Raw genomic sequence first — 22,550 nt, 5'->3', positions numbered from 1 at the left:
TGACATAGTTTGTAATTTTTGAAACGATTTATTTGATTTTTATAACGATTTTATTGCTTTGTATTCTATTTTTGTGTACGTTTGTAGCACGTAAACTATAAAAGAAATGTACACGGAGATAATTAAGATAATTGAAGGGGGTTTAAAAAAAGAGCCGGCTAAAGTAATTCAATACGCTAAAAAGCTTATGGAGAAGCTAACTGAGGAGGGAAATCTTCAATTGGCTAAGGGTATAAAAAACATATTGGAGAATAAAGGAACTACTACATTGGCTATGGAGCAATTGATCACTTCGGCACCTGTTGATTCTGAAACAAGGATGAGCATTGTAGATATATTCAATCCTGCTACGGTAAAATTAGATATTGTTCTCCCTGAAACTATTGATAGAAATGTAGCAGATTTCATAAAAATCATAAATAATAAGGATAAGATCAAATCTCACGGACTGCCATTGCAATGTACTTTATTGCTTTATGGTATTCCGGGTGTAGGAAAGACAACTATTGCTAAATATGTTGCTGCACAAACGGGTTTACCTTTAGTTACAGCCAGACTTGATGCATTAATATCCTCTCTATTGGGAAATACTTCAAAAAATATTAGAAAAGTATTTGAATTTGCTGATAGTAAGCCATGTATATTGTTTTTAGACGAATTTGATGCAATTGCTAAGGCACGTGACGATCAACATGAAATGGGAGAACTAAAAAGGGTTATAAATAGCCTGTTGCAAAACATTGATGAATTTTCGCAGAATAATGTTTTAATAGCAGCGACCAATCATCCTGAATTATTGGATAAAGCCATCTGGAGAAGATTCAATAGCGTGATTGAGGTAACTCAACCAAGTGTTGAAAATATATCCAAAATTATAAGTCTTTATGCTGGAGAATTTGGAAAGGATTTAATCATCGACAAGAAGAAGACTGATAAACTTGTTCAACTTCTTTCACAAAAAACGCCGTCAGATATCAGGACTATTATAAATAATGCTCTCACACATGCAATTGTCCAAGAAAGAACCGCATTAACTTTAGAGGACTTGTTGATAGAGATTTTTCAATTTGAAAAACATGGCAGCTACACAACTGATGAATTAGTAAAATATTTGAATGACAACGGCATTCCTCAAATGCAAATTGCCGAATTATTGAGTGTATCCATTCGTCAGATTAGAAACAATTTAAAAGATTAGTGTTATGGGAAAGAACTTGCCAATAAAGCTATTTAAAAAAAGAGATAATGATAAAGCTTTAAATAATCTTCCAGCCGGTTTTGACAACCAAGGTGCAAAGTTTCGTTTGGAAGGTGATGAACTAACCGAAAGAGTAAACTATTTCAAAGGATATTTTGGACAGTTAAAATCCAAGGTAGCTCAAAAAGCCGCCAGTGATAATTATTTGCCAACTGTAATCAGATTAAAAGTAAATGAAGATGCCCTTGCCAAAACACACAGGAGTTCCATTGGAAAAATTTTCAATAAAGGTAAGAAGGTTAATATTATAGGTATGGTTGGTGATGATGAATTACTAGTTAAAATTGATGGACCTGAAGATATCGTTGATATAGAGAAAAAAATACAGGATGTGGATAAAAACATTGTTGGTATTTCCGCTATAGAAGCGGCTGAAGACTTTGCTCCTACAATTGATCTTGAAGAGTCTGAAGAAAATGATTTAAAGATTAAGCTAATAAACTATGGAGATTATAAGCTTAATGAAATAGCAGAAAGGAGCTTTGAAAATCTTTGTGAAAAACTCAACATTGAGTATCAAAAATTGCAATACTCCAAGGATCTTATACTTTATAGAGTAAGATCAGTTAAGCCGCAATCTTTGATAAATTTTAATGAAAGTGAAAGTATTTTCTCTATTAGCAAGGTGCCTATTATTTCTTTGACCAAAAGCGGCCTTATAGAAGAAGATATAATTGAAGTTAAACTACCAGAAGAGGGCATTGATTATTTTAAAGTAGGAGTTTTTGATGAAGGCATAAGTGATATTGACCATTTAAAACCATGGAAAGAAGGAACCTTTGTTGCTTTTGGATCTGATGAATTTGATAAATCGCATGGTACATTTGTCGCTGGAATAATTAATTATGGAGATATATTAGAAAACAAAGACTGGACAGGTACAAAGCCATTTAAAATTACAGAGGCAGTAATTTTTCCAAACGGTAATTTTGGTTACATAGATGAACCTATGATGGTGGAGTTTATGCGAGAAGCGGTTAAAAAGCATCCTGATGTAAAGGTATGGAATTTCTCAATTGGTAATGAAACTGCAATTGAAGACAATAAATATTCAGACTTTGCGAAGTATTTGGATGATTTACAATCTGAATATAATATTTTGATTGTAAAAGCTGCGGGCAATTGTTCCAATTTTTTAAAAGCGGCTCCTCGTGGGAGAATCACAGAGGCATCTGAGAGTGTAAAAACTTTGGTAGTAGGATCTATTACTCATGATAAAAGAGACCACGATCTTTCCCCCCTCAACCATCCATCTCCTTTTTCAATGGTAGGCCCCGGCTGTTCAGATGTAATAAAACCAGACTTAGTCCATTACGGAGGAAATGTCGGATTCTTAAATGGCAAATTAGATATAAATGGCGTACGTTCTTTCGCAGAGAACGGAAAAGTATGCAAGGCAGTGGGGACAAGCTATAGTGCTCCAAGGGTTAGTGCTCTTGCTGCTGAACTTGCCGGCTCTATAAAAGATGAGTTTAACCCGGATTTTATTAAAGCACTATTGATACACTCCGCAAAGCATCCAGAGGAATTTGATGAAAATTTCTTTGATCGCATCAATCAGATAGGATTTGGGTTGCCATCAAGAGTAAATGATATCCTGTTTAACGATCTAGATGAGTTAACTTTAATTCTAATGGATTCTGTGGACAAGGGGTCTAACATTAAGATAATGGATTTTCCGTTTCCCAAATGTTTAGTTGAAGACGGTCATTTTTATGGACAAGTGAAAATAACTTTGGTAACCTCGCCAGAAATAAATTCATATCATGGGGCAGAATATATTCAAAGTGACGTAGATGCATCTTTTGGTACTTATAATAAAAAGATAGAAGTTATAGATAGTAAAATAAAGAGAAACCCAATTGATATGGACGATGCTCAAAATCTTCTCGTTCCTTCAAGATATAGTAGCCGAAAGCAAAAAGCGGCATCTCCAACTTTTAAAACTGAACGCTTTCTGCATAGTTATAGCGTTGGTCACACAGAATTATTTTTACCAGTGAAAAAGTGGTGTATAGATCTTGAAGAGCTACAAGAAAGCCATAAGCGAACGTGTTTAGATATGGATAGACTTTGGTTTTTGCAACTTAAAGCTTCATATCGAAACAATTACGAATTACGAGTGAAAGATAGTAGAGATATTAGCCAGGAATTTGTCGCCATCATTACTATAAGAGATACAAGAAAAAAGGGAAAAGTATATAACGAAGTAACCCAGCTCCTGAATCAATACAATTTCCTACATGAGAATGTGAAGGTAGATGAACGTATAGTAGTTAGGTAAGTTCAATTACTAGTAAATAAAAACAATATAAAAATTATAATTATGGCAAATTATCATGTAACACAGAAAAAAGGACAAGACGGGTGGAATGTCCAAAAGGAAGGCGGCAAGAAAGCATCAGCAATTGTCAGTACTCAAAAGCAAGCTGAACAACTTGCAAAACAATTTTCATCAAATAATGGCGGAGGAGAAGTTAGAATACATCGCCCGAATGGTGGACCTATTAGAGATAGCGATACTGTTAAACCCGGAAACGATCCGAAATCAATAACAGACACAAAATTTTAATGAAAAAAGGCAGGTAAGAAAATAAAAAACCAGGCGAAAATCACCTGGCTTGATTCCTTAAAGGAAACAAAAGCCCTTGCAAGGCTCTTGGTAGTAATGTTTTTGCACTTCAAAACTACTTCCTTTATTTGTAATAAACAAGCTTTTCGTGATTTTAACCTGCTGTCATTGCAATTCAGGCAGTAGGGCTTGGTATTAATAGTATAAAATTTCAATTGCATCAGGATTAAAACTATCGTAGGGCAAGCCCTTATTTATTGCTGAAATGATAGGCAATAAGCAATTACTTATTAGTTAATATCAAAATTTAATTTACGATGAAGTTAGATAATCATCAAGGGGATTTGCATTCCCATAGCCCAGAAATACCCCTAAAATTTGTAATAGAAGGCAAAGAATATGAGACTTTTGACCAATACAAAACAGGGGCAGAATTAAAACAACTTGCTGGGATACCTTTAGATACCGAGTTATTTTTATCAATTAGTAAACCTTATCAGGATGAGCTTATTGAAAATGAAAAGCAGGTAAATCTGGCTCGGCCAGAAACTGAATATTTCTTTGTAAAGAAAAAACTCCAGTTTTTCATTAACGACAAGCCTTTTACTTGGTATAAGCAATACATCAGAGGGGCTCAAATCAGAGAGCTGGGCAACATACCTGCGGAAGATGATATCTTCCTTGACATCAAGGAAGGCTGGCAAGACGATCAAATATTCGATGATGAAGTTGTTGATTTAGCTCGTCCGGGTAAAGAGAGATTCTTTTCTAAGCCAAGACCAACTGAAGTAACCATCTTTGTGAATGCACGTCCGCACATATGGAAAGAAATAAAAATTTCTTTTGAGCAATTGGTTGTTTTAGCCTTTGGATCATATGATAATAACCCAAACAAAGGTTATACAGTTACTTACAGTAGAGGTTGGGAACCTAAACCAGAAGGCACTATGGTTAAAGGTTCAGTTGTTCGTGTCAAAAATAAAATGATCTTCGATGTCACAGCAACTGATAAATCATAGTCCCGACCTTAAACGTCTAAGAGACGAAGGTTATGAGATCGAGGTACGTGGTGGATATTTACTTATCCACCATATACCCTTTGTTGATCAAAACAAAAATCTACAATACGGTATATTGGTAACTACATTACATGATATTCAAAACCATGTTATTTTTTTTATAGGAGATAATCCCTGTGAAATCGACGGCAACGTTATTACCGCTATTCAACATGGCAACAGTAATTCTGTATTAAACAATCAGATTACCGTAAATAGATCATTTTCTAATAAGCCTACTGGTGGATATCCTAACTATTACGAAAAGGTCAAGAGGTATGCAGATATCATTTCCGCTCCCGCCAAATATTTGTATCCGTTAGTTACGGAAAAGACTTTTAAGCTGATAGCAGACAGCTCTAATGAAACAGTATTCCAATACATTGATACTAATTCAAGCCGTGCTAACATAGAAGCTATTAATTCGAAATTGGAAAATCAGAAAATAGCAATTGTTGGTTTAGGAGGAACTGGAGCATATATTTTGGATATGGTGGCCAAAACACCGGTAAAGGAAATCCATCTTTTTGATGGGGATAGCTTTGACCAACACAATGCATTCCGTTCGCCTGGTGCTGCATCAATGAGTGACCTTGATGAAAATCCGAGAAAGGCTGCATATTATCAAAAGTTGTATTCTAACATGCACAAATACATTTATGTCCATGACTACTATGTGAAGAAAGAGAATCTATTAGAGTTAGATAAAATGGATTATGTATTTATATGTGTTGATAAAAATGCTGTCAGGAAGATGGTAACAGATTATTTGGCTAGCGCAGGTATTCCGTTTTCTGATGTAGGTTTGGGTGTGAATGTCGTTGAGAACAAGCTTACGGGTGCTGTAAGAGTTACTTCTGCCACCCGTGACAAAAATGACCATTTACCTCTTCGTATTTTTTCAGAAGATTCCGATAATAATGAATATGCTACTAATATTCAAATTGCGGAATTGAATGCATTGAATGCAATTTTTGCTATCCTGAAATGGAAGAAGCTATCTGGAATTTATGTTGATTTGGAAAATGAGCATCACAGCTCATATGCTATTAGCACATCTAAAATTTTTAATGAAGATGTCGTTACAGTATAAGTTCGTTGAGTTCATTCCCGAAAAGGTTGAAGAAGGTATTTTATACGTCTCAATCGAATACTGCACTGCAATACATAAATGTGTATGTGGTTGTGGTAACGAAGTGGTAACTCCATTGTCTCCGACAGATTGGAGGTTGACATTTAATGGCAAATCAATTACGCTTTATCCGTCTATAGGGAATTGGAATTTTGAATGTCAGTCTCATTATTGGATAAGGAACAATAACGTTGAGTTTGCTGGTCATTGGACAGAAAAGGAAATCCGTCTAGGTAGAGAAAATGACTTAGAACGTAAGACGGAGTATTTTGACATGCCGGATATTCCAAAAGAAGAACCAGTTATTCAAGAAAGTCAAAAATCTACTATTTGGCAGAAAATCTCCAAACTTTTCCGATTGTAGAACTTTGATTTTTATTTCTATAAAGCCGAAGAATTACCTTCGGCTTTATTTATATATTGTCTTTGGGTTATCTAATACTAATTAAGGTTGTTTTCCTGCAATAATTTTGCATAGCTCCCCAAATTTCTTTACCTCTTCATAACTATCTGTTGCGTGTAGAAAAGCAGGATTTTTATGGTCTGATTTATTAATAATATCAATAAATAACTTCATATTTTCTAATTGTAAGCCTGAGAAAGAGTAGATATCCGCTTTAATTTCTTCCATAGTATGCGTATTCCTGTATTGGGTATATTTACCCATGAAACCAATAAAAATATCAGATAGTTGCGTCAATTGGCTGTCCTGAGAATCAACAAAAGAATAGTTTTTAAACTCTACTCCTTTATCTAGCATTCTATATTCGTTCAAAGCTTCTCGGATAGAATCCTCGTTGTCGAAAATATGAGTTGAATTCTTGAAGGTATAGATAGGTCTGAGATAAAAGTGTGTCAAATCTGCTAACAGTACGTGATCTTTTTCATCCATAACAAAAGCTAGCTCACCTTTCTTTTTAGACTCTTTCAATATCTGCCGTAAAGATTCCAACCCAAAATGAAATTCTTGTAACGGAAGATATTCTTCAAAAAGATTGCTCAATGCTTCTATGAAATCACCAATTTTCTCAGGTTTAACATTAGGATATTCGAAAGCATAAAAAAGTTGAACGACGGCATCTATTTCAAGACGACAGAGTTTGTACAGGTCATTCTTCATTTGATTGTTAAATCCAGGTCCTAATTGCATAGCTGCGTCAGAATTCATTATCGCAGAATCTACAATATCAACTACAGACCAGTACAAAATATTTATACTTGAATAATGGACATAAAGATCGCTTTCTTTTAAAAAGCGAAAGAAGAGGTTTAGCTTCTGGGATTTTAGACAATCAAGAAAATCTCCAAATGCGATATGTTTAAATTTTACTTCCTTGGCTGTCTTCTGTAATTTAAAACTATCTATCAATGGCTGTACATCCAATACTGCTCCTTCATGTAGAACTCCTCCCAAAACAAAATTAGCTGTAAACGTATAATTGAAATCATTTTCTCTTACATAGAATGTTTTGATATTATTGGTTTCATCGTAAAAGAATACGTATGGTGTTGCAAAATCTACCCTTGGGTTTAGCAATTGGGCAAATTGATTAGCAGCTTCAATTTCTGCTATTTCAAAATCAATCATAATGTTAGCGTATTAAAATAAATAGATGCCTAAGTTATAAAAATACCTTTTACAACCGCCACTCACCGCCAAACAATTCCACTGACTGCCACTTTGTTATAACGCCCTGATTTCTGAAACACCTTTGTCCCGAAAGCTCGCAAGGTGCGGGATAAACAGTAACAAATTAATGTGTTTCAATTATGGAAAAACAGAGAAAAAAAGTTTTGCTGACAGCCGTGGCAATGCTGTCAGGAATTGGTGCGTTCGCACAGGGAAACGGCTCGGCAGGTATCAACGAGGCTACCCAAATGGTAACCTCTTATTTCGACCCCGCAACGCAATTAATCTACGCCATCGGTGCTGTCGTCGGGTTAATCGGGGGCGTTAAGGTTTACAACAAATTCAGTTCCGGCGACCCCGACACGAGCAAGACCGCAGCTTCGTGGTTTGGTGCGTGTATCTTCTTAATTGTAGCGGCTACTATCCTGCGTTCATTCTTCCTTTAATCCCTTGCCTTATGAATTACAATATCAATAAAGGCATCGGCAGAACGGTGGAATTTAAAGGGCTAAAAGCACAATACCTGTTCATTTTTGCGGGTGGCTTGCTCGGTACGCTCATTTTCGTGATGATACTGTATATGGCAGGCGTAAACTCTTACATCTGCCTGTTCCTCGGAGCGGGCGGTGCTTCGCTCATTGTATGGCAGACCTTTTCGCTGAACAGGAAGTACGGCGAACACGGGCTGATGAAAATTGCAGCCAATAAACGGCATCCACGCTACATCATCTGCCGCAAGCCTGTACACCGCTATTTAAAATTCACTTCTAAACCAAATGCCCTATGAGAAATGTTGCAAAGACCACCACACTGGAAAACAAGTTTCCTTTGTTGGCAGTAGAGAACAACTGCATCCTTTCCAAAGATGCGGACATTACCGCCTGTTTTGAAGTGCGTTTGCCGGAACTGTTCACGGTAGCTTCTGTAGAGTATGAAGCCATACACTCCGCTTGGCATAAGGCTATCAAAACCCTGCCTGATTTTACAGTCATTCACAAACAGGACTGGTACATCAAAGAGAACTATGCGCCCGATTTGGCAGAGGACAACCAAAGTTTTTTGGCTAAATCCTACCAACGCCATTTTAACGAGCGACCGTTCCTGAACCATTATTGCTACCTGTTTCTAACAAAGACAACAAAGGAAAGAATGCGGATGCAAAGCAACTTCAGTTCGCTTTGCAAAGGTTCGCTGATACCAAAGGAAATCAGGAACAAGGAGACAATACAACGCTTTATGGAAGCGGTGGCACAGTTTGAGCGTATCGTGAATGATAGCGGTTTTGTAACCCTGAAACGTCTGACCGAAGATGAAATCATCGGCACGGACCATACACAGGGATTACTGGAGCAATACCTCACGCTATCAAGAGAAGCAGGAACACCGATGCAAGACATCGCACTCGGAACCGAAGAAGTACGCATAGGCAACAAAAGGTTGAGCCTGCACACCCTTTCAGATACCGATGATTTGCCCGGAACGGTATCGGCAGATACCCGTTTTGAAAAGCTATCCACCGACCGGAGCGACTGCCGTTTGTCGTTCGCCGCACCTGTGGGCTTGTTGTTAAGCTGCAACCACATCTACAACCAATACCTGTTTATAGATAACAGCGAAGACAACCTGCAAAAGTTTGAGAAGTCCGCAAGGAATATGCACTCACTGGCTCGTTACAGCCGTGCCAATCAAATCAACAAAGAGTGGATAGAAAAGTACCTGAACGAAGCGCACAGCTTCGGGCTGTCTTCTATTCGTGCGCACTTCAACATTATGGCGTGGTCGGAAGACCCTACGGAACTCAAACAGCTAAAGAACGACTGCGGTAGTGCGTTGGCACTGATGGAATGTAAGCCACGGCATAATACAACGGATGTAGCCACATTGTACTGGGCGGGAATGCCCGGCAATGCGGGCGACTTTCCCGCAGAAGAAAGTTTTTACACATTCATTGAGCCTGCTTTGTGTTTCTTCACGGAAGAAACCAACTACCACAATTCGCCCTCGCCGTTTGGTATCAAGATGGCTGACAGGCTTACAGGAAAACCTATCCATTTGGATATTTCCGACCTGCCTATGAAGCGTGGTATCATCACGAACCGGAACAAGTTCATACTTGGTCCCTCCGGCAGTGGTAAATCATTCTTCACAAACCATATGGTACGGCAGTATTACGAACAGGGCGCACACGTACTGCTCGTAGATACGGGTAACTCTTATCAGGGCTTATGCGAACTCATCAAAGGAAAGACCAAAGGCGAAGACGGTGTTTACTTCACTTATACCGAAGATAACCCGATTGCCTTTAACCCTTTCTATACCGATGATGGCGTGTTTGATATTGAGAAGCGGGAAAGTATCAAGACTTTGATACTTACGCTTTGGAAACGTGATGATGAGCCGCCCGCCCGTTCGGAAGAAGTGGCTTTATCCAATGCCGTAAGCGGTTATATCGAGCGTATCAAAACGGACGATGTGTACCCGTCATTCAACGGTTTCTATGAGTATGTAAAAGGCGACTACCGCAAGGTACTCGAAGAAAAGCAGGTAAGGGAAAAGGACTTTGACATTGCCAATTTCCTGAATGTTCTCGAACCTTATTACAAAGGCGGCGAGTATGACTATTTGCTGAACTCCAATAAGCAGTTAGACTTGCTTTCCAAACGCTTTATCGTGTTTGAAATTGATGCGATAAAAGACCACAAAATCCTCTTTCCCATTGTCACGATTATCATTATGGAGGTGTTCATCAACAAGATGCGCCGCCTGAAAGGTATTCGCAAGCTCATACTAATTGAAGAGGCTTGGAAAGCGATAGCGAAAGAGGGAATGGCGGAATATATAAAGTACCTCTTTAAGACCGTGAGGAAATTCTTCGGAGAAGCCATTGTCGTAACGCAAGAGGTCGATGATATTATCCAATCGCCCATTGTGAAAGAAAGTATCATCAATAACTCCGACTGCAAAATCCTTTTAGACCAACGCAAGTATATGAACAAGTTTGATGATATACAGGCAATGTTGGGACTTACCGACAAAGAAAAAGGGCAGGTACTTTCCATCAATATGAATAACGATGCAAGCCGCCTGTACAAAGAGGTTTGGATTGGCTTAGGTGGTACGCACTCGGCAGTCTATGCCACCGAAGTTAGTTTGGAGGAATACCTCGCCTACACCACAGAGGAAACCGAAAAAATGGAAGTGATGCAGCTTGCTGCGGAACTCGACGGTAAAGTAGAACTCGCCATTAAGCATATCGCAATGCAAAGGCGGGACAATTCAAATCAATAGTCATTAACAATTTAAAATTTCAAGAACAATGAAAAAAGTATTGTATCTGGTGTGTACGGCACTGATGCTCGCCGTAGCACCATCAGCAAAAGCCCAGTGGGTTGTAACCGACCCTGCTAATTTGGCTTCAGGAATTATCAACTCTGCGAACGAAATCATACAGACTTCTTCGACCGTGAGCAATGTGATAAAGAACTTTAACGAAGTGAAGAAAGTGTACGACCAGGGTAAGGAATATTACGACAAGTTGAAAGCCATTAACAATTTGGTGAAAGATGCCCGTAAAGTGCAACAAACGGTATTGTTGGTAGGCGATGTGTCCGAAATGTACGTGCAGAATTTTGGTAAGATGATGAACGATCCAAATTTTACCCCACAGGAATTGGTCGCTATCGGCAACGGTTATTCGGCACTGCTCAATGAAAGTACCGAACTGCTGAAAGAATTGAAGCAGATTGTAACCTCTACAAGTCTTTCGTTGAACGACAAAGAGCGTATGGACATTATTGACCGCGTGTACAAAGAGGTAAAGGATTACCACAGCCTGGTGCGCTACTATACTAACAAGAACATTTCTGTAAGCTACCTGAGAGCGAAAAAGAAAAACGATGCCAAAAGAGTATTTGACCTCTACGGAACTGCTAACCAAAAATACTGGTAAAAATGGAATGGGATAATCTTCACGAACTCCTGCGGTCGCTTTATGATGATATGATGCCGCTTGCAGGCGACATGGCTGCAGTAGCTAAAGGATTGGCGGGATTGGGAGCGTTGTTCTATGTGGCATTAAAGGTTTGGCAGGCTTTAAGCCGTGCCGAACCTATTGATGTGTTCCCTTTGCTGCGTCCGTTCGCTTTGGGGCTTTGCATAATGTTCTTTCCAACCATCGTATTGGGAACCATCAATGCAGTATTGAGCCCGGTAGTTACGGGAACCCACCAAATACTCGAAGACAAGGTGCTTGATCTTAATCAGCTCCAACAACAGAAAGACCAATTGGAATATGAAGCAATGGTCAGAAATCCCGAAACAGCCTATATGGTATCAGACGAAGAGTTTGATAAGAAGCTGGACGAATTGGGATGGTCGCCATCAGACGTAGGCACAATGGCGGGTATGTATATGGACAGGCAGGCTTACAAGATAGAGAAAGCCATAAAGGATTGGTTTCGCAATCTACTGGAAATACTCTTTCAGGCGGCAGCATTGGTCATTGATACCATACGGACGTTTTTCCTAATAGTCCTTTCCATACTCGGACCAATAGCTTTTGCCATTTCCGTATGGGACGGATTTCAGTCCACGCTTACGCAATGGATTACTAGGTATGTCAGTGTTTACCTGTGGCTTCCTGTTTCAGATCTGTTCAGCTCGATGCTGGCAAGAATACAATCCCTCATTTTGGAAAGGGATATAGCGATGCTTGCCGACCCTACCTACATACCTGATACGAGCAATACTGTGTACATCATTTTTATGATAATCGGCATTATCGGGTACTTCACAATACCAACAGTAACAGGCTGGGTGATCCAAGCCGGAGGTGCTGGAAACTTTACCCGCAACGTAAACCAGGCTGCAATGAAAACAGGCAACATCGCCGGAGCAGGTGCAGGTTCTACAGTTGGCAACATCGGCGGTAAACTGATGAATAAATAAACAATTAATCATTCTAAAAATGGAATTTAAAACGCTAAGAAATATCGAAAACAGCTTTAGGCAGATAAGATTATATGCCATTGTGTTTGCGGTTCTCTGCACTAGTGTGGTAGGATACGCCGTATGGCGTTCCTACCGCTTTGCAGAAGAACAACGCCAAAAAATCTATGTACTGGATAATGGCAAATCACTGATGCTTGCCTTTTCGCAGGATGCGAGTATTAACCGTCCCGTAGAAGCAAGGGAACACGTCAGACGTTTTCACGAGCTTTTTTTTACGCTTGCACCTGATAAGAATGCTATTGAAAGCAATATGAACAGGGCGTTTAACCTTGCCGACAAAAGTGCTTTCGACTATTATAAAGACTTATCGGAAAAGGGCTATTACAGTCGCATCATTTCAGGGAATGTGCAGCAACGCATAGAGGTGGATAGTGTCGTGTGCAATTTCGACGCCTACCCGTATGCAGTGCGTACCTATGCCAAACAGTTCATTATCCGTTCAAGCAACGTAACCAGGCGTAACCTTATTACCTCCTGCTATCTCGTCAACTCCGTACGTTCCGACAATAATCCGCAGGGCTTCAATATCGAAAAATTTGCAGTCGTGGAAAACAAGGACGTTGAAGTTATCGAACGCTAAAAACAATCTTATGGAAGCATTATCAGATTTAAACACGTTCGCAAAAATCCTTACCGACAAAGGTTATAACGGGTATTTCCATACGCAGGGTGCGTATGCCGGAAAGCTGAAAGACAGTATCAGCGAATACCTCGAAAGCTGCCAAAAGGGTACAGACAATTTGCCTAAGCAAGACTTCCTGCTGACAGGCTACCTAAAATGGTCGGGTGATGACAAGCCCCGTGTAGAATGCAGTATGTGGGTAAAATACCTGAATGGCAAATTTTCGCTTAGCCGTATGGAAATAGCCAAGAAAGACGGCTTCGGGCAGTTGCTTAAAAAATCAGAACTGGCAAACCTGTCCGTCATATCTGCACCCAAATTAACGGAAGCGGTCGCACTGGTCAACGATGAGCCAAAGCAACAGGCGGGTAAAAGCCCTAAGCGTTTCAAGCTGTAACAACAAATAGTAAGGCTATGAAAAAATTAAGAGCAAATATGGACAGGTACTTTGACCAGCTCGATGAACGTTGGCGGGCGTTGCCTTTGCGCAAACAGCGCCAATATACGCTGTACTTCTTTGTGGTTTACCTACTGCTCACCGTAGTGGTCATTGGCAAAGTGATGTACGACACCTCAAAGTCAGGTAACAATATCGTCATTAAACATATTGAGAACCCTGTCCTTAAAAATGGAAATCCTGCAAAGTTGCAGGACAGTGTATCAACAATTTTAAAAAATCAGATTTATGAAAGAAAATGAGAACAAAAAATCGGTTGTTCGGGTAACCGAGGGAAGCCCGAAAGACACCGCTGATGTGCTGCAAGACGGCACACAGAAAAAAGCCGACAAGCTCAAAAAGCCACTCATATTCCTTTTAATGGGTGTGGTATTTCTCGGCTGTATGTACCTGATATTTAAACCGTCCAAAGATAAAAAGACGGTCGAAAGTATTGGGCTAAACGATGCTGTACCAGAGGCTACCGGAGCAGGATTGCCTGCCAATAAAAGCAAGGCCTATGAGCAGGAAATGCTCGAACGCAAAGAGCAGGAAAAACGCAATGCACTTGTAACGCTTTCCGACTACTGGAATGCAGAAGATAAAGAAGAACCTACCGACGAGCAGTTTCCTGAAGATGAAGAAAGCAACAGCTTGGGAGGATGTAGCAGAAATTCAGGAAGAAACGGTAATCATGGATTGAACAGCTATAGAAATATGCAAAGCACATTGGGTTCATTCTATCAGGATAATAATTCTGAAACAATGGAACTCCGCAGGCAACTGGACGAAATGAAAGAAAAACTGGCCGAGAAAGATGTGCCACCTGTGGCCACCGTTGATGACCAACTTAAACTAATGGAGAAATCCTATGAAATGGCAGCAAAGTATCTTCCGCAAAATGCCAATACCGGAAACGCTTCTCCTGCCAATATTGCAACTCCAAATGTTGCTATGGGTGCTAGCCAAAAAGAACATTTCGTATCGTTCACGCCCACAAGAAAGAATATTGTAACAGCCTTGTACCGTGAGCCATCGGACAGTGCTTTTGCAGCCGATTGGAGCCAAACAAAAAACCGTGGGTTTTACACCGCAGGTGCTACCCAACAGGCAATACAACTTAAAAACAGTATCAAAGCCTGTGTACACGAAGCCCAAACGGTAGTAGGCGAAACGGGGGTTCGTTTGCGACTTTTAGAGCCTGCCCAAACGCCACAACGTACCATCCCTAAAGGAACGATTGTAACAGCTAATGCCAAATTTCAGAATGGCAGGCTGCAATTAAAAGTTACCTCCGTAGAACTGGAGGGCAACATCATACCGGTAGATATTACCATTTACGATTTGGATGGGCAGCAAGGCTTGTACGTTCCGTATTCGCCCGAAATGAATGCCCTTACTGAAATGGCGGGCAATATGAGCCAAACTGGTGGAACGAGCGTTATGCTCACACAGAATGCCGGACAGCAGGTTGCCGCAGACCTCAGCCGTGGCGTGGTACAGGGAATTTCGGGCTACTTCGCCAAAAAGGTAAGAACCCCAAAAGTTATGCTGAAAGCAGGACATCAGGTCTTCCTTGTATCTAAACAATAATGTTGAATTCAAACAAATAAAACAATGAAAAATAATTTAAAAACCTTTTGGGCTATTGCCCTGATACTCGGCTTTGCCGTACAATCTTATGCACAGAACAGCATCAGAACACCGCTTGCATTGGGCAAGATACAACCGTATAGAATGGAAGTTACCTATGATAAGACTTCACACCTGATTTTCCCGACCGCCATTCGTTACGTGGATTTGGGCAGCGAATACCTGATTGCAGGTAAGGCTGAAGATGCGGAAAACGTATTGCGTGTAAAAGCATCGGTAAGGAACTTTGAGCCGGAAACTAATTTTTCAGTTATCACGAATGACGGGCGTTTTTACAGCTTCAACGTGTATTACAGTTCTTACCCGGAGGCATTGAGCTACGACCTGCTCACGATGCAAAAAGCGGTGGATAAAGCCAACGGTAACGATGTGCTTTTTGAGGAACTGGGCAACAATTCGCCCTCACTGGCAGGCTTGTTACTGAAAACCATTTACAAGAAAGACAAGCGCATTGTAAAGCATATCGGGGCTAAGAGCTTCGGCATTCAGTTTATCCTGAGAGGGATTTACATACACAACGGCAAATACTATTTCCATACCGAATTGAGAAACCGTACCAATGTGCCTTTCGAGATTGATTTTATCAATTTCAAAGTAGTGGATAAAAAGGTAGCCAAACGCACCGTAGTCCAGGAACGTTCCTTAACGCCTTTGAGAATGTACAAGCCATTGGACGGCATTGCCGGAAAATCGACCGAACAAAACGTGTTCCTGTTAGACCAGTTTACTATTGCCGATGACAAGGTGCTGCTGATTGAGATTTTCGAGAAGAACGGCGGCAGGCATCAAACGCTTCAGGTAGAAAATTCGGATTTAATCAAAGCCCGTTTGATTGACGATATGCACCTGAAATTTTAATAACCCTTTAAAGCAATAATATGAAAAAGTATATCTATACCGTGATGCTTGTTTTAATGGGTATTACAACGACACAGGCGCAAAGGATGCTGCCGAAGCAGAAAGGATTGGAAATAAGTGCGGGTGTACTATCCAATGATAAAATCGGTAATAATTATTACATCAGTGCAGCAATGACCGTAAACGGAAGGAATGGCAATTACCAGCTTTGGGCGTTGGAATACACGCACCAATACCACGACTACAAAGACCTCCACATATCGCAGGAAACCTATTTCGCAGAGGGTGGTTACAGTTTCTTCTTGTTGGGGGATGCCCGAAAAAACATCACGCTGAATTTTGCTATAACCGGCGTGGTCGGTTATGAAACCATTAACCGTGGCGAAACGATGTTATATGATGGAGCGAAGATATTGAGTGAGGATAATTTCATCTACGGAGCAGGCGGCCGCCTCACTTTTGAAACGTACCTGTCCGACCGCTTTGTGTTAGTCCTGCAAGGGCGTACAAAAATGCTTTGGGGTACAGATTTACAGCAGTTCCGACCGTCGGCAGGTGTGGGATTAAGGTTTAACTTTTAAAACGTAAAAACAATGGCAGCAATATTCAATAAATTCAGAATAGGATTACTACCCATATATGTACTCTTGGCAATCCTCATAGCTTCGGTTACGTTGGTGTCTTGCAGTAAAGATGATGAACTCGAAATACAGAACGATTTTCCTTTTGATGTAAACGTGATGCCTGTTCCAAAAGATGTATCTAACGGGCAGACCGTAGAGATACGCATTACCATACAGCGTTCAGGCAATTACAGCAATACGCAGTATTTTCTCCGCTACTTCCAATTTGACGGACAGGGAACACTTAGATATTACGATGAACCGCCTTACCTGCCGAACGATTTGTATTCGTTACCAACTGAACAATTCAGGTTGTATTACACTTCCACGTCCACCGTATCACAGTCCTTTGAGGTTTGGATTTCGGATAGCTTCGGGAACGAAAAGCAATTGAGCTTTCAGTTTAATAGTAGCGATTAAGTGCAACATAAGCGAAGATAAAAACCGACTTTACAGGTCGGTTTTTTGCTTTTCGACTTTCGGCATAGGATGTTTTTGTTTAATTTTACTTGATATAATTATAATCAATATGGATGCGGTTACTGCTCAATTAGTGCTTGGTATTATTCCGCTTGTTATCGGGATAGGGCTTATCTATTGGATAAGCCGCAGGAAATTTTACAGACGTAATGCTGTAGGTGCGGAGGGTTTTTCGAGCTTTGAAGCATCTGTATTTATCCGTTTTATAGAACGTGTTGGCAAATGGATTGCCTACGCTTTGATTATTATCGGTATTCTTTTCATTTGGTCGTATTCGCAAATGAAAAAAGATAGAGAGAAAAAACAACAGGAAGTAAAAACGGAACAACAACGATAACTAAGCCTATTAGCTTTAAAAACCAAAATAAAGTTTGCGAGGCAGCACAATCAATTTTTATCTAACTTTGCAGAATGAAATTTATATCTTTAATATTAGCCGTCTATGTATTGCTGTTATCAGCCGTACCGACTTTTATTGAGGATAAATGTATGCAGGAACATACCACCGAGCAAGGACAAAACGAACAGGACGACCAAGATTGCAATAAGGGATGTTGTTCGCCATTTTTTAGCTGTAATACCTGTACAGGATTTGTTTTAACTACTTTTCATTTCTCTATCACACATTCAGTAAAAGAACCGCAAAGAAAATTAGGCACAATGCCAACACCACCTATTTCTGATTTTCCCTTTTCCGTTTGGCATCCCCCACAACTTGCTTAATGTATAGTGCTTTCGGCACAAACTAATTGCAAGTGGTGTATCGCACCACTATCATTTATTTATTCACATTAAGTATCATTTTTACAATGAAAAAAATACTCATTGTGTCATTTTTTATGGCACTCAACCTTTGTGTATATGCACAAAATACATTCAAAGCTGTAATAAAAGACAGCGAGAAAAAAGAGCCTTTAATGGGTGTAACTGCACAGATTACAGGCACAACAATCGGAACAACTTCCGATGAAAACGGACAAATCATATTAACAGGTATTCCAAACGGTTTACAGGAAATTCAATTTAGTTATATTGGTTTTGCCCAACGTACCGACAGCTTTAATTTTCCGTTAGCAGATACAACCCCGATTGAGATTTTACTTTATGAAAGTTCAACGGAGTTAGACGGTATTGTTATTTCATCAACAAGAAGTACAAGAACTATACAAAATATCCCTACACGCATTGAGTTTATAGGAAGTGAGGAGTTAGACGAAAAAGGCAATATGAAAGCAGGGGATATTCGTATGCTTTTGAGTGAGAGTACAGGTATTCACGTACAAACCACATCGCCCACAAGTGCCAACGCAAGTATTCGTATTCAAGGGCTTGACGGACGATATACGCAAATTTTAAAAGACGGTTTTCCTATTTATTCGGGTGCTTCAAGTGGGTTAGGCTTGTTGCAAATTCCACCGCTTGACTTAAAGCAGGTTGAAGTTATTAAGGGTTCAACATCTACGCTGTACGGTGGTGGAGCAATAGCAGGTTTGGTAAACCTGATTTCCAAGACACCAACGGAAGAAAGGGATTTGCGTTTTCATTTAAACGGAACATCGGGCAGAGGTTTAGACATCAACGGTTTTTACGGACAGAAGTTTAAGAAAATCGGAACAACAATATTTGCTTCGCATAATCGTAATGGAGCTTACGACCCTGCACAAATCGGGCTTTCTGCCATTCCTAAATTTGAAAGGTATGTACTGAACCCTAAATTATTTGTTTACTTCAATGATAAAACAAAAATGAACTTTGGTATTAACACCACCATTGAAAACCGTTTGGGTGGCGATATGCTTTACATCAAAGGCAAAGGCGATAACACACACCAATATTTTGAAGAAAACAAAACACAACGCTATTCTACCCAATTTGTTTTTGACCATACTGTAAACGAAAACAGTTTTGTACAGATAAAGAACAGCGTAAGTTATTTTAACCGCAATACAGCTATTCCCAATTACGAGTTTGAGGGAACACAAACAGCCACTTTTACGGAAGCAAGCTATACCCACAGCAAAGAAAAATCAGAATGGGTAACAGGCGTTAATGTTTGGACGGACAATTTTAAAGAAAAGCAGATTACCGCATTTCCTTTGAGAGATTACAACCAAACCACATTCGGGGCTTTCGTTCAAAATTCTTTTAAGGCTACGGATTGGCTTCAATTAGAGACAGGTTTAAGAACAGATTACGTGATAGATTATGGAGCTGTTTTTTTGCCAAGAGTATCGGCATTGTTTAAGATTGCAAACGGTTTGACTTCACGTATCGGGGGCGGATTTGGCTACAAAACACCAACCATTTTTACCGAAGAAAGCGAACGCATACAATATCAAAACGTAATGCCTATTGATGATAATACCAATAAATTAGAAAAGAGCTACGGAGCAAATGCTGACATAAATTACCGTACTAATATTGGCGATGATTGGACATTTAGCATAAATCATTTATTCTTTTACACCTATTTGGATAACCCTTTGTTGCTTCAAAATATAACTGCAAATACTTATCAGTTCATCAATTCATCGGGCTACATTCATACCAAAGGAACAGAAACAAATATCAAAATCGGTTATGATGATTTTAAATTGTTTTTGGGCTACACTTTTACCGATACCCGATTGATTGAAAACGGAACAAATACCGAAAATCCACTAACACCAAAACACCGCATTAACTCTGTACTTATGTATGAAATAGAGGATAAATGGAAAATCGGTTTGGAAGCCTATTATTTTAGTCCGCAAAAGCTCAATGACGGAACAACAGGAAAAGACTATGTTATATGTGGCTTTATGGCTGAAAAAATTTGGGAACGGTTTTCTTTGTACATCAACTTTGAAAATTTCTTTGATACAAGACAGACACGTTTCGACAACATTTATACAGGTACAATAACCAACCCTGTTTTTAAAGACATCTATGCACCATTAGACGGATTTGTAATTAACGGAGGAATAAAATTTAGACTTTAAGAAGATGAATAAAACCATATTTAATATAACAAAAATGGATTGCCCAAGTGAGGAGCAATTAATCCGTATGAAACTGCAAAACTTTGATACGGTAAAGTCATTGGAATTTGATATTCCCAATAGAAAACTAAATGTTTACCATAGTGGAAACCCAGAGCCGATTTTTTCAGCTTTGGAAACCTTGAACCTAAATACAACGCTGATTTCAACCGAAGAAACTAACGCAGTTGTTGAAACAGATACAAGCAATAGCCAACGGAAACTACTATGGACGGTATTGATTATCAATTTCGTTTTCTTTGGATTGGAAATGTTGTTCGGTATTTTTTCCAACTCAATGGGATTGGTAGCGGATAGCTTGGATATGCTTGCCGATAGCATCGTTTACGCATTGGCTTTGTTTGCTGTTGGGGGTACGATTGCAAGAAAAAACAATATCGCCAAATTTGCAGGTTACTTTCAAATCCTGTTAGCCGTTATCGGTTTTGTTGAAGTTATCAGACGTTTTATCGGAATAGAAGCGATGCCCGATTTCAAAACAATGATTATTGTTTCTGTTTTGGCATTGATAGCCAACGTACTTTGTCTTTACCTGTTGCAAAAGAACAAAAGCAAAGAAGCACATATGCAGGCTTCGATGATTTTCACGTCAAACGATGTTATAATCAATTCGGGAGTTATCGTTGCAGGTTTTTTGGTTCATTGGCTTAATTCAAACTATCCCGATTTGATTATCGGAGCTATTGTATTTGTGGTTGTGGCAAGGGGAGCGTATAGAATATTGAAATTGGCGAAGTAGAACCGCAATAAATCACAGCCTCGGTTTTTTCGGGGCTTTTTTATACCAATCCCTACTATACAATGCCAAACACTGCCTATCAAAGCCAAACCCTGCAACATTCCCCAACGCAGCAATAAGCCTTTATAAATTCGACTTCCACGCAAAATTGAGCACACAATGGAAGTTATCGCAATACAAAAGTCCGTACTGGAGGGAATGAAAAACGAGTTGAAAGCACTTTTGGAACTGACCGAAAATGCCACGAAAAAGTACACGCCGATTTTCAAAAAGGAGAAATGGCTCGATAACCAGGAAGTGTGTTTGATGATGAACATTACCAAGCGGACTTTACAGACCTACAAAAGCAAAGGACTTTTACCATATTCAAAACTGAACCGCAAAAATTATTATAAACGCTCGGACGTGCAGGCTTTGCTCGAAGCCGGACAACCGGATAATACAACTGAAAATGGATTTATTCACGAATGATAGTGACGAAATCATCGCCCACAGGGAAATGATTACACAGCTACGAAATCGTATCGAACAGATATTAAAAAACTACCGTCCTGTAATGAACGGTGAAATATATCTTTCGGGCGAAGACGTATGCAAGCTATTACATATCAGCAAGCGGACTTTACAGCAATACCGTGATGACCAAATACTCCCATACATCCAGATAGGCGGCAAAATCATTTTTAAGCAAACCGACCTTTTACGGATACTTGAACAAAACTATGTCTGCAATGGACAAAAGAACAAGTAACGGATTTAAAGCAATCATATTTCTATATCGAAACGAGTTTAGTATCTTTGCTATGTAAATATAGAAATACTTAAAGTGTTTTTGCTTTAAGTCCCACATTGAAAACTGGTAATTTTTAGACAACGGGACGATAAGGAAGAACGCTCATGCCATAGGCGTGGGCGCTCGCTTATTCGTTGTCGGGTATACCAGTACCTCAATGTGCGGTAAGTGTGGTTGCCTGCGCTTTCTTTTTGTGCAGGAACTTCATCTAACTCAAAAAGGTAACGATATGAAAACTGGTACTGTACAAGAAATAATCTCCCTGTCTTTTATCAATGACAAAAGCCCTGTAACCGATAACATCTGCAAAGATCTCGCTGCATCTGGAATGGAAATACTATCTCGGTCAGAAAGCATTGAAAATGGGCTAACACAGTTGTCTTCATTGAATGAACTCCCCAAATTCTGTATTGTTGACTTGGATTTCTACAACCAAAATGTGCTTAAACAGCTTCAGGAATTAAGGATTGAATATCCTTTAATAAAACTGATTGCCCATAGTGATATCGATGATGAGAAAGTTGGGAAATCCCTTTTAGACATTGGATTTTCAAGTTATCTGCTACTTGGTAGCGATGTGGATGATTTTAAAAGAGTAATAGAAACTGTTATCGGTATGGACAGTTAGTCTGAGAAAGTTACGAA

At 39.5% G+C, this 22,550-nt stretch carries 26 protein-coding genes; 25 read left to right on the top strand and 1 reads right to left on the bottom strand.

All coding sequences use genetic code 11. The annotated features are described in order from the left end of the window. The first annotated feature begins 106 nt into the window (after nt 1-106). The 6 genes from CRJ00_RS01725 (at nt 107) to CRJ00_RS01700 (ending at nt 6,384) form a co-directional block, all read left to right on the top strand. On the top strand, nt 107-1,198 hold the full coding sequence (locus CRJ00_RS01725; RefSeq protein WP_026763225.1) for an AAA family ATPase: 1,092 nt from the start codon (nt 107-109) through the stop codon (nt 1,196-1,198). A 4-nt stretch (nt 1,199-1,202) separates the two neighbouring features. Beyond that, entirely contained in the window at nt 1,203-3,542 is a 2,340-nt protein-coding gene (locus CRJ00_RS01720) for a S8 family peptidase (protein WP_099365195.1), read from the top strand. 42 nt (nt 3,543-3,584) lie between these two features. Then, nucleotides 3,585-3,830 (top strand): DUF2188 domain-containing protein, encoded by a 246-nt coding sequence (locus CRJ00_RS01715; RefSeq protein WP_037351561.1) that lies wholly within the window; start codon nt 3,585-3,587, stop codon nt 3,828-3,830. Nucleotides 3,831-4,147: 317 nt separating this feature from the next. After that, a complete protein-coding gene (locus CRJ00_RS01710; protein WP_099365194.1) occupies nt 4,148-4,849 on the top strand; it encodes a multiubiquitin domain-containing protein in 702 nt (233 codons plus the stop codon). Next, entirely contained in the window at nt 4,824-5,981 is a 1,158-nt protein-coding gene (locus tag CRJ00_RS01705) for a ThiF family adenylyltransferase (RefSeq protein WP_026763229.1), read from the top strand. The genes CRJ00_RS01710 and CRJ00_RS01705 overlap by 26 nt, the downstream gene beginning before the upstream one ends. Then, nucleotides 5,959-6,384: a DUF6527 family protein gene (locus CRJ00_RS01700; protein WP_099365260.1), complete on the top strand. Its 426-nt coding sequence runs from the start codon at nt 5,959-5,961 to the stop codon at nt 6,382-6,384. Before CRJ00_RS01705 ends, CRJ00_RS01700 begins: the two co-directional genes overlap by 23 nt. A gap of 81 nt (nt 6,385-6,465) precedes the next feature. Here the strand turns inward: CRJ00_RS01700 and CRJ00_RS01695 are convergent, their stop codons facing one another. Next, nucleotides 6,466-7,608: a DUF3800 domain-containing protein gene (locus tag CRJ00_RS01695; protein WP_099365193.1), complete on the bottom strand. Its 1,143-nt coding sequence runs from the start codon at nt 7,606-7,608 to the stop codon at nt 6,466-6,468. A gap of 182 nt (nt 7,609-7,790) precedes the next feature. Here CRJ00_RS01695 and CRJ00_RS01690 point away from each other — a divergent pair, with 182 nt between their 5' ends. The 19 genes from CRJ00_RS01690 to CRJ00_RS01600 all read left to right on the top strand — a co-directional run bounded on the left by CRJ00_RS01690 (nt 7,791) and on the right by CRJ00_RS01600 (nt 22,533). Next, the gene (locus tag CRJ00_RS01690; protein WP_099365192.1) at nt 7,791-8,096 is read left to right on the top strand and encodes a DUF4134 domain-containing protein; all 306 of its coding nucleotides are present in this window, start codon (nt 7,791-7,793) and stop codon (nt 8,094-8,096) included. An 11-nt stretch (nt 8,097-8,107) separates the two neighbouring features. Continuing rightward, nucleotides 8,108-8,437 (top strand): DUF4133 domain-containing protein, encoded by a 330-nt coding sequence (locus CRJ00_RS01685; RefSeq protein ID WP_099365191.1) that lies wholly within the window; start codon nt 8,108-8,110, stop codon nt 8,435-8,437. Beyond that, nucleotides 8,434-10,938, top strand: coding sequence for a TraG family conjugative transposon ATPase (locus CRJ00_RS01680; protein ID WP_099365190.1), 2,505 nt, complete (start codon nt 8,434-8,436; stop codon nt 10,936-10,938). The genes CRJ00_RS01685 and CRJ00_RS01680 overlap by 4 nt, the downstream gene beginning before the upstream one ends. Before the next feature lie 28 nt (nt 10,939-10,966). After that, nucleotides 10,967-11,599 carry a DUF4141 domain-containing protein gene (locus CRJ00_RS01675; protein ID WP_099365189.1) on the top strand — a complete coding sequence of 211 codons (633 nt, stop codon included), beginning with the start codon at nt 10,967-10,969 and terminating at the stop codon, nt 11,597-11,599. A gap of 2 nt (nt 11,600-11,601) precedes the next feature. Beyond that, complete coding sequence (gene traJ / locus CRJ00_RS01670) at nt 11,602-12,597, top strand: conjugative transposon protein TraJ (protein ID WP_099365188.1); 996 nt, start codon at nt 11,602-11,604, stop codon at nt 12,595-12,597. A gap of 19 nt (nt 12,598-12,616) precedes the next feature. Beyond that, a complete protein-coding gene (gene traK, locus CRJ00_RS01665; protein WP_099365187.1) occupies nt 12,617-13,240 on the top strand; it encodes a conjugative transposon protein TraK in 624 nt (207 codons plus the stop codon). Between the two features lie 10 nt (nt 13,241-13,250). Continuing rightward, entirely contained in the window at nt 13,251-13,679 is a 429-nt protein-coding gene (locus tag CRJ00_RS01660; RefSeq protein WP_099365259.1) for a hypothetical protein, read from the top strand. Nucleotides 13,680-13,696: 17 nt separating this feature from the next. Beyond that, nucleotides 13,697-13,981, top strand: coding sequence for a nitrogen regulatory IIA protein (locus CRJ00_RS01655; RefSeq protein ID WP_099365186.1), 285 nt, complete (start codon nt 13,697-13,699; stop codon nt 13,979-13,981). After that, nucleotides 13,968-15,311, top strand: a complete 1,344-nt coding sequence (traM, locus tag CRJ00_RS01650) for a conjugative transposon protein TraM (protein WP_099365185.1) — start codon at nt 13,968-13,970, stop codon at nt 15,309-15,311. Before CRJ00_RS01655 ends, traM begins: the two co-directional genes overlap by 14 nt. A gap of 24 nt (nt 15,312-15,335) precedes the next feature. Beyond that, nucleotides 15,336-16,229, top strand: a complete 894-nt coding sequence (gene traN / locus CRJ00_RS01645; protein WP_099365184.1) for a conjugative transposon protein TraN — start codon at nt 15,336-15,338, stop codon at nt 16,227-16,229. A 20-nt stretch (nt 16,230-16,249) separates the two neighbouring features. Further along, nucleotides 16,250-16,810, top strand: coding sequence for a conjugal transfer protein TraO (locus CRJ00_RS01640; RefSeq protein WP_099365183.1), 561 nt, complete (start codon nt 16,250-16,252; stop codon nt 16,808-16,810). A 12-nt stretch (nt 16,811-16,822) separates the two neighbouring features. Continuing rightward, a complete protein-coding gene (locus CRJ00_RS01635; RefSeq protein WP_099365182.1) occupies nt 16,823-17,272 on the top strand; it encodes a DUF3872 domain-containing protein in 450 nt (149 codons plus the stop codon). 109 nt (nt 17,273-17,381) lie between these two features. Further along, on the top strand, nt 17,382-17,669 hold the full coding sequence (locus CRJ00_RS01630; RefSeq protein WP_002978515.1) for a hypothetical protein: 288 nt from the start codon (nt 17,382-17,384) through the stop codon (nt 17,667-17,669). Between the two features lie 74 nt (nt 17,670-17,743). Next, nucleotides 17,744-18,055 carry a hypothetical protein gene (locus CRJ00_RS01625; RefSeq protein WP_002978517.1) on the top strand — a complete coding sequence of 104 codons (312 nt, stop codon included), beginning with the start codon at nt 17,744-17,746 and terminating at the stop codon, nt 18,053-18,055. A gap of 86 nt (nt 18,056-18,141) precedes the next feature. Further along, complete coding sequence (locus CRJ00_RS01620) at nt 18,142-20,313, top strand: TonB-dependent receptor (protein ID WP_002978519.1); 2,172 nt, start codon at nt 18,142-18,144, stop codon at nt 20,311-20,313. A 4-nt stretch (nt 20,314-20,317) separates the two neighbouring features. Then, on the top strand, nt 20,318-21,112 hold the full coding sequence (locus CRJ00_RS01615) for a cation transporter (RefSeq protein ID WP_099365181.1): 795 nt from the start codon (nt 20,318-20,320) through the stop codon (nt 21,110-21,112). 159 nt (nt 21,113-21,271) lie between these two features. Beyond that, on the top strand, nt 21,272-21,583 hold the full coding sequence (locus CRJ00_RS01610; protein ID WP_099365180.1) for a helix-turn-helix domain-containing protein: 312 nt from the start codon (nt 21,272-21,274) through the stop codon (nt 21,581-21,583). After that, nucleotides 21,564-21,863, top strand: a complete 300-nt coding sequence (locus CRJ00_RS01605) for a helix-turn-helix domain-containing protein (RefSeq protein WP_099365179.1) — start codon at nt 21,564-21,566, stop codon at nt 21,861-21,863. The genes CRJ00_RS01610 and CRJ00_RS01605 overlap by 20 nt, the downstream gene beginning before the upstream one ends. A 271-nt stretch (nt 21,864-22,134) precedes the next feature. After that, nucleotides 22,135-22,533, top strand: a complete 399-nt coding sequence (locus tag CRJ00_RS01600; protein WP_099365258.1) for a response regulator transcription factor — start codon at nt 22,135-22,137, stop codon at nt 22,531-22,533. The last annotated feature ends 17 nt before the right edge of the window (nt 22,534-22,550 follow it).

This window comes from Sphingobacterium sp. 1.A.4 (assembly GCF_002734245.1).
GTDB classification, from domain to species: domain Bacteria; phylum Bacteroidota; class Bacteroidia; order Sphingobacteriales; family Sphingobacteriaceae; genus Sphingobacterium; species Sphingobacterium tenebrionis.
Note: the sequence above shows the minus strand (reverse complement) of the source record. Positions and strands in the feature narration are given on the sequence as shown.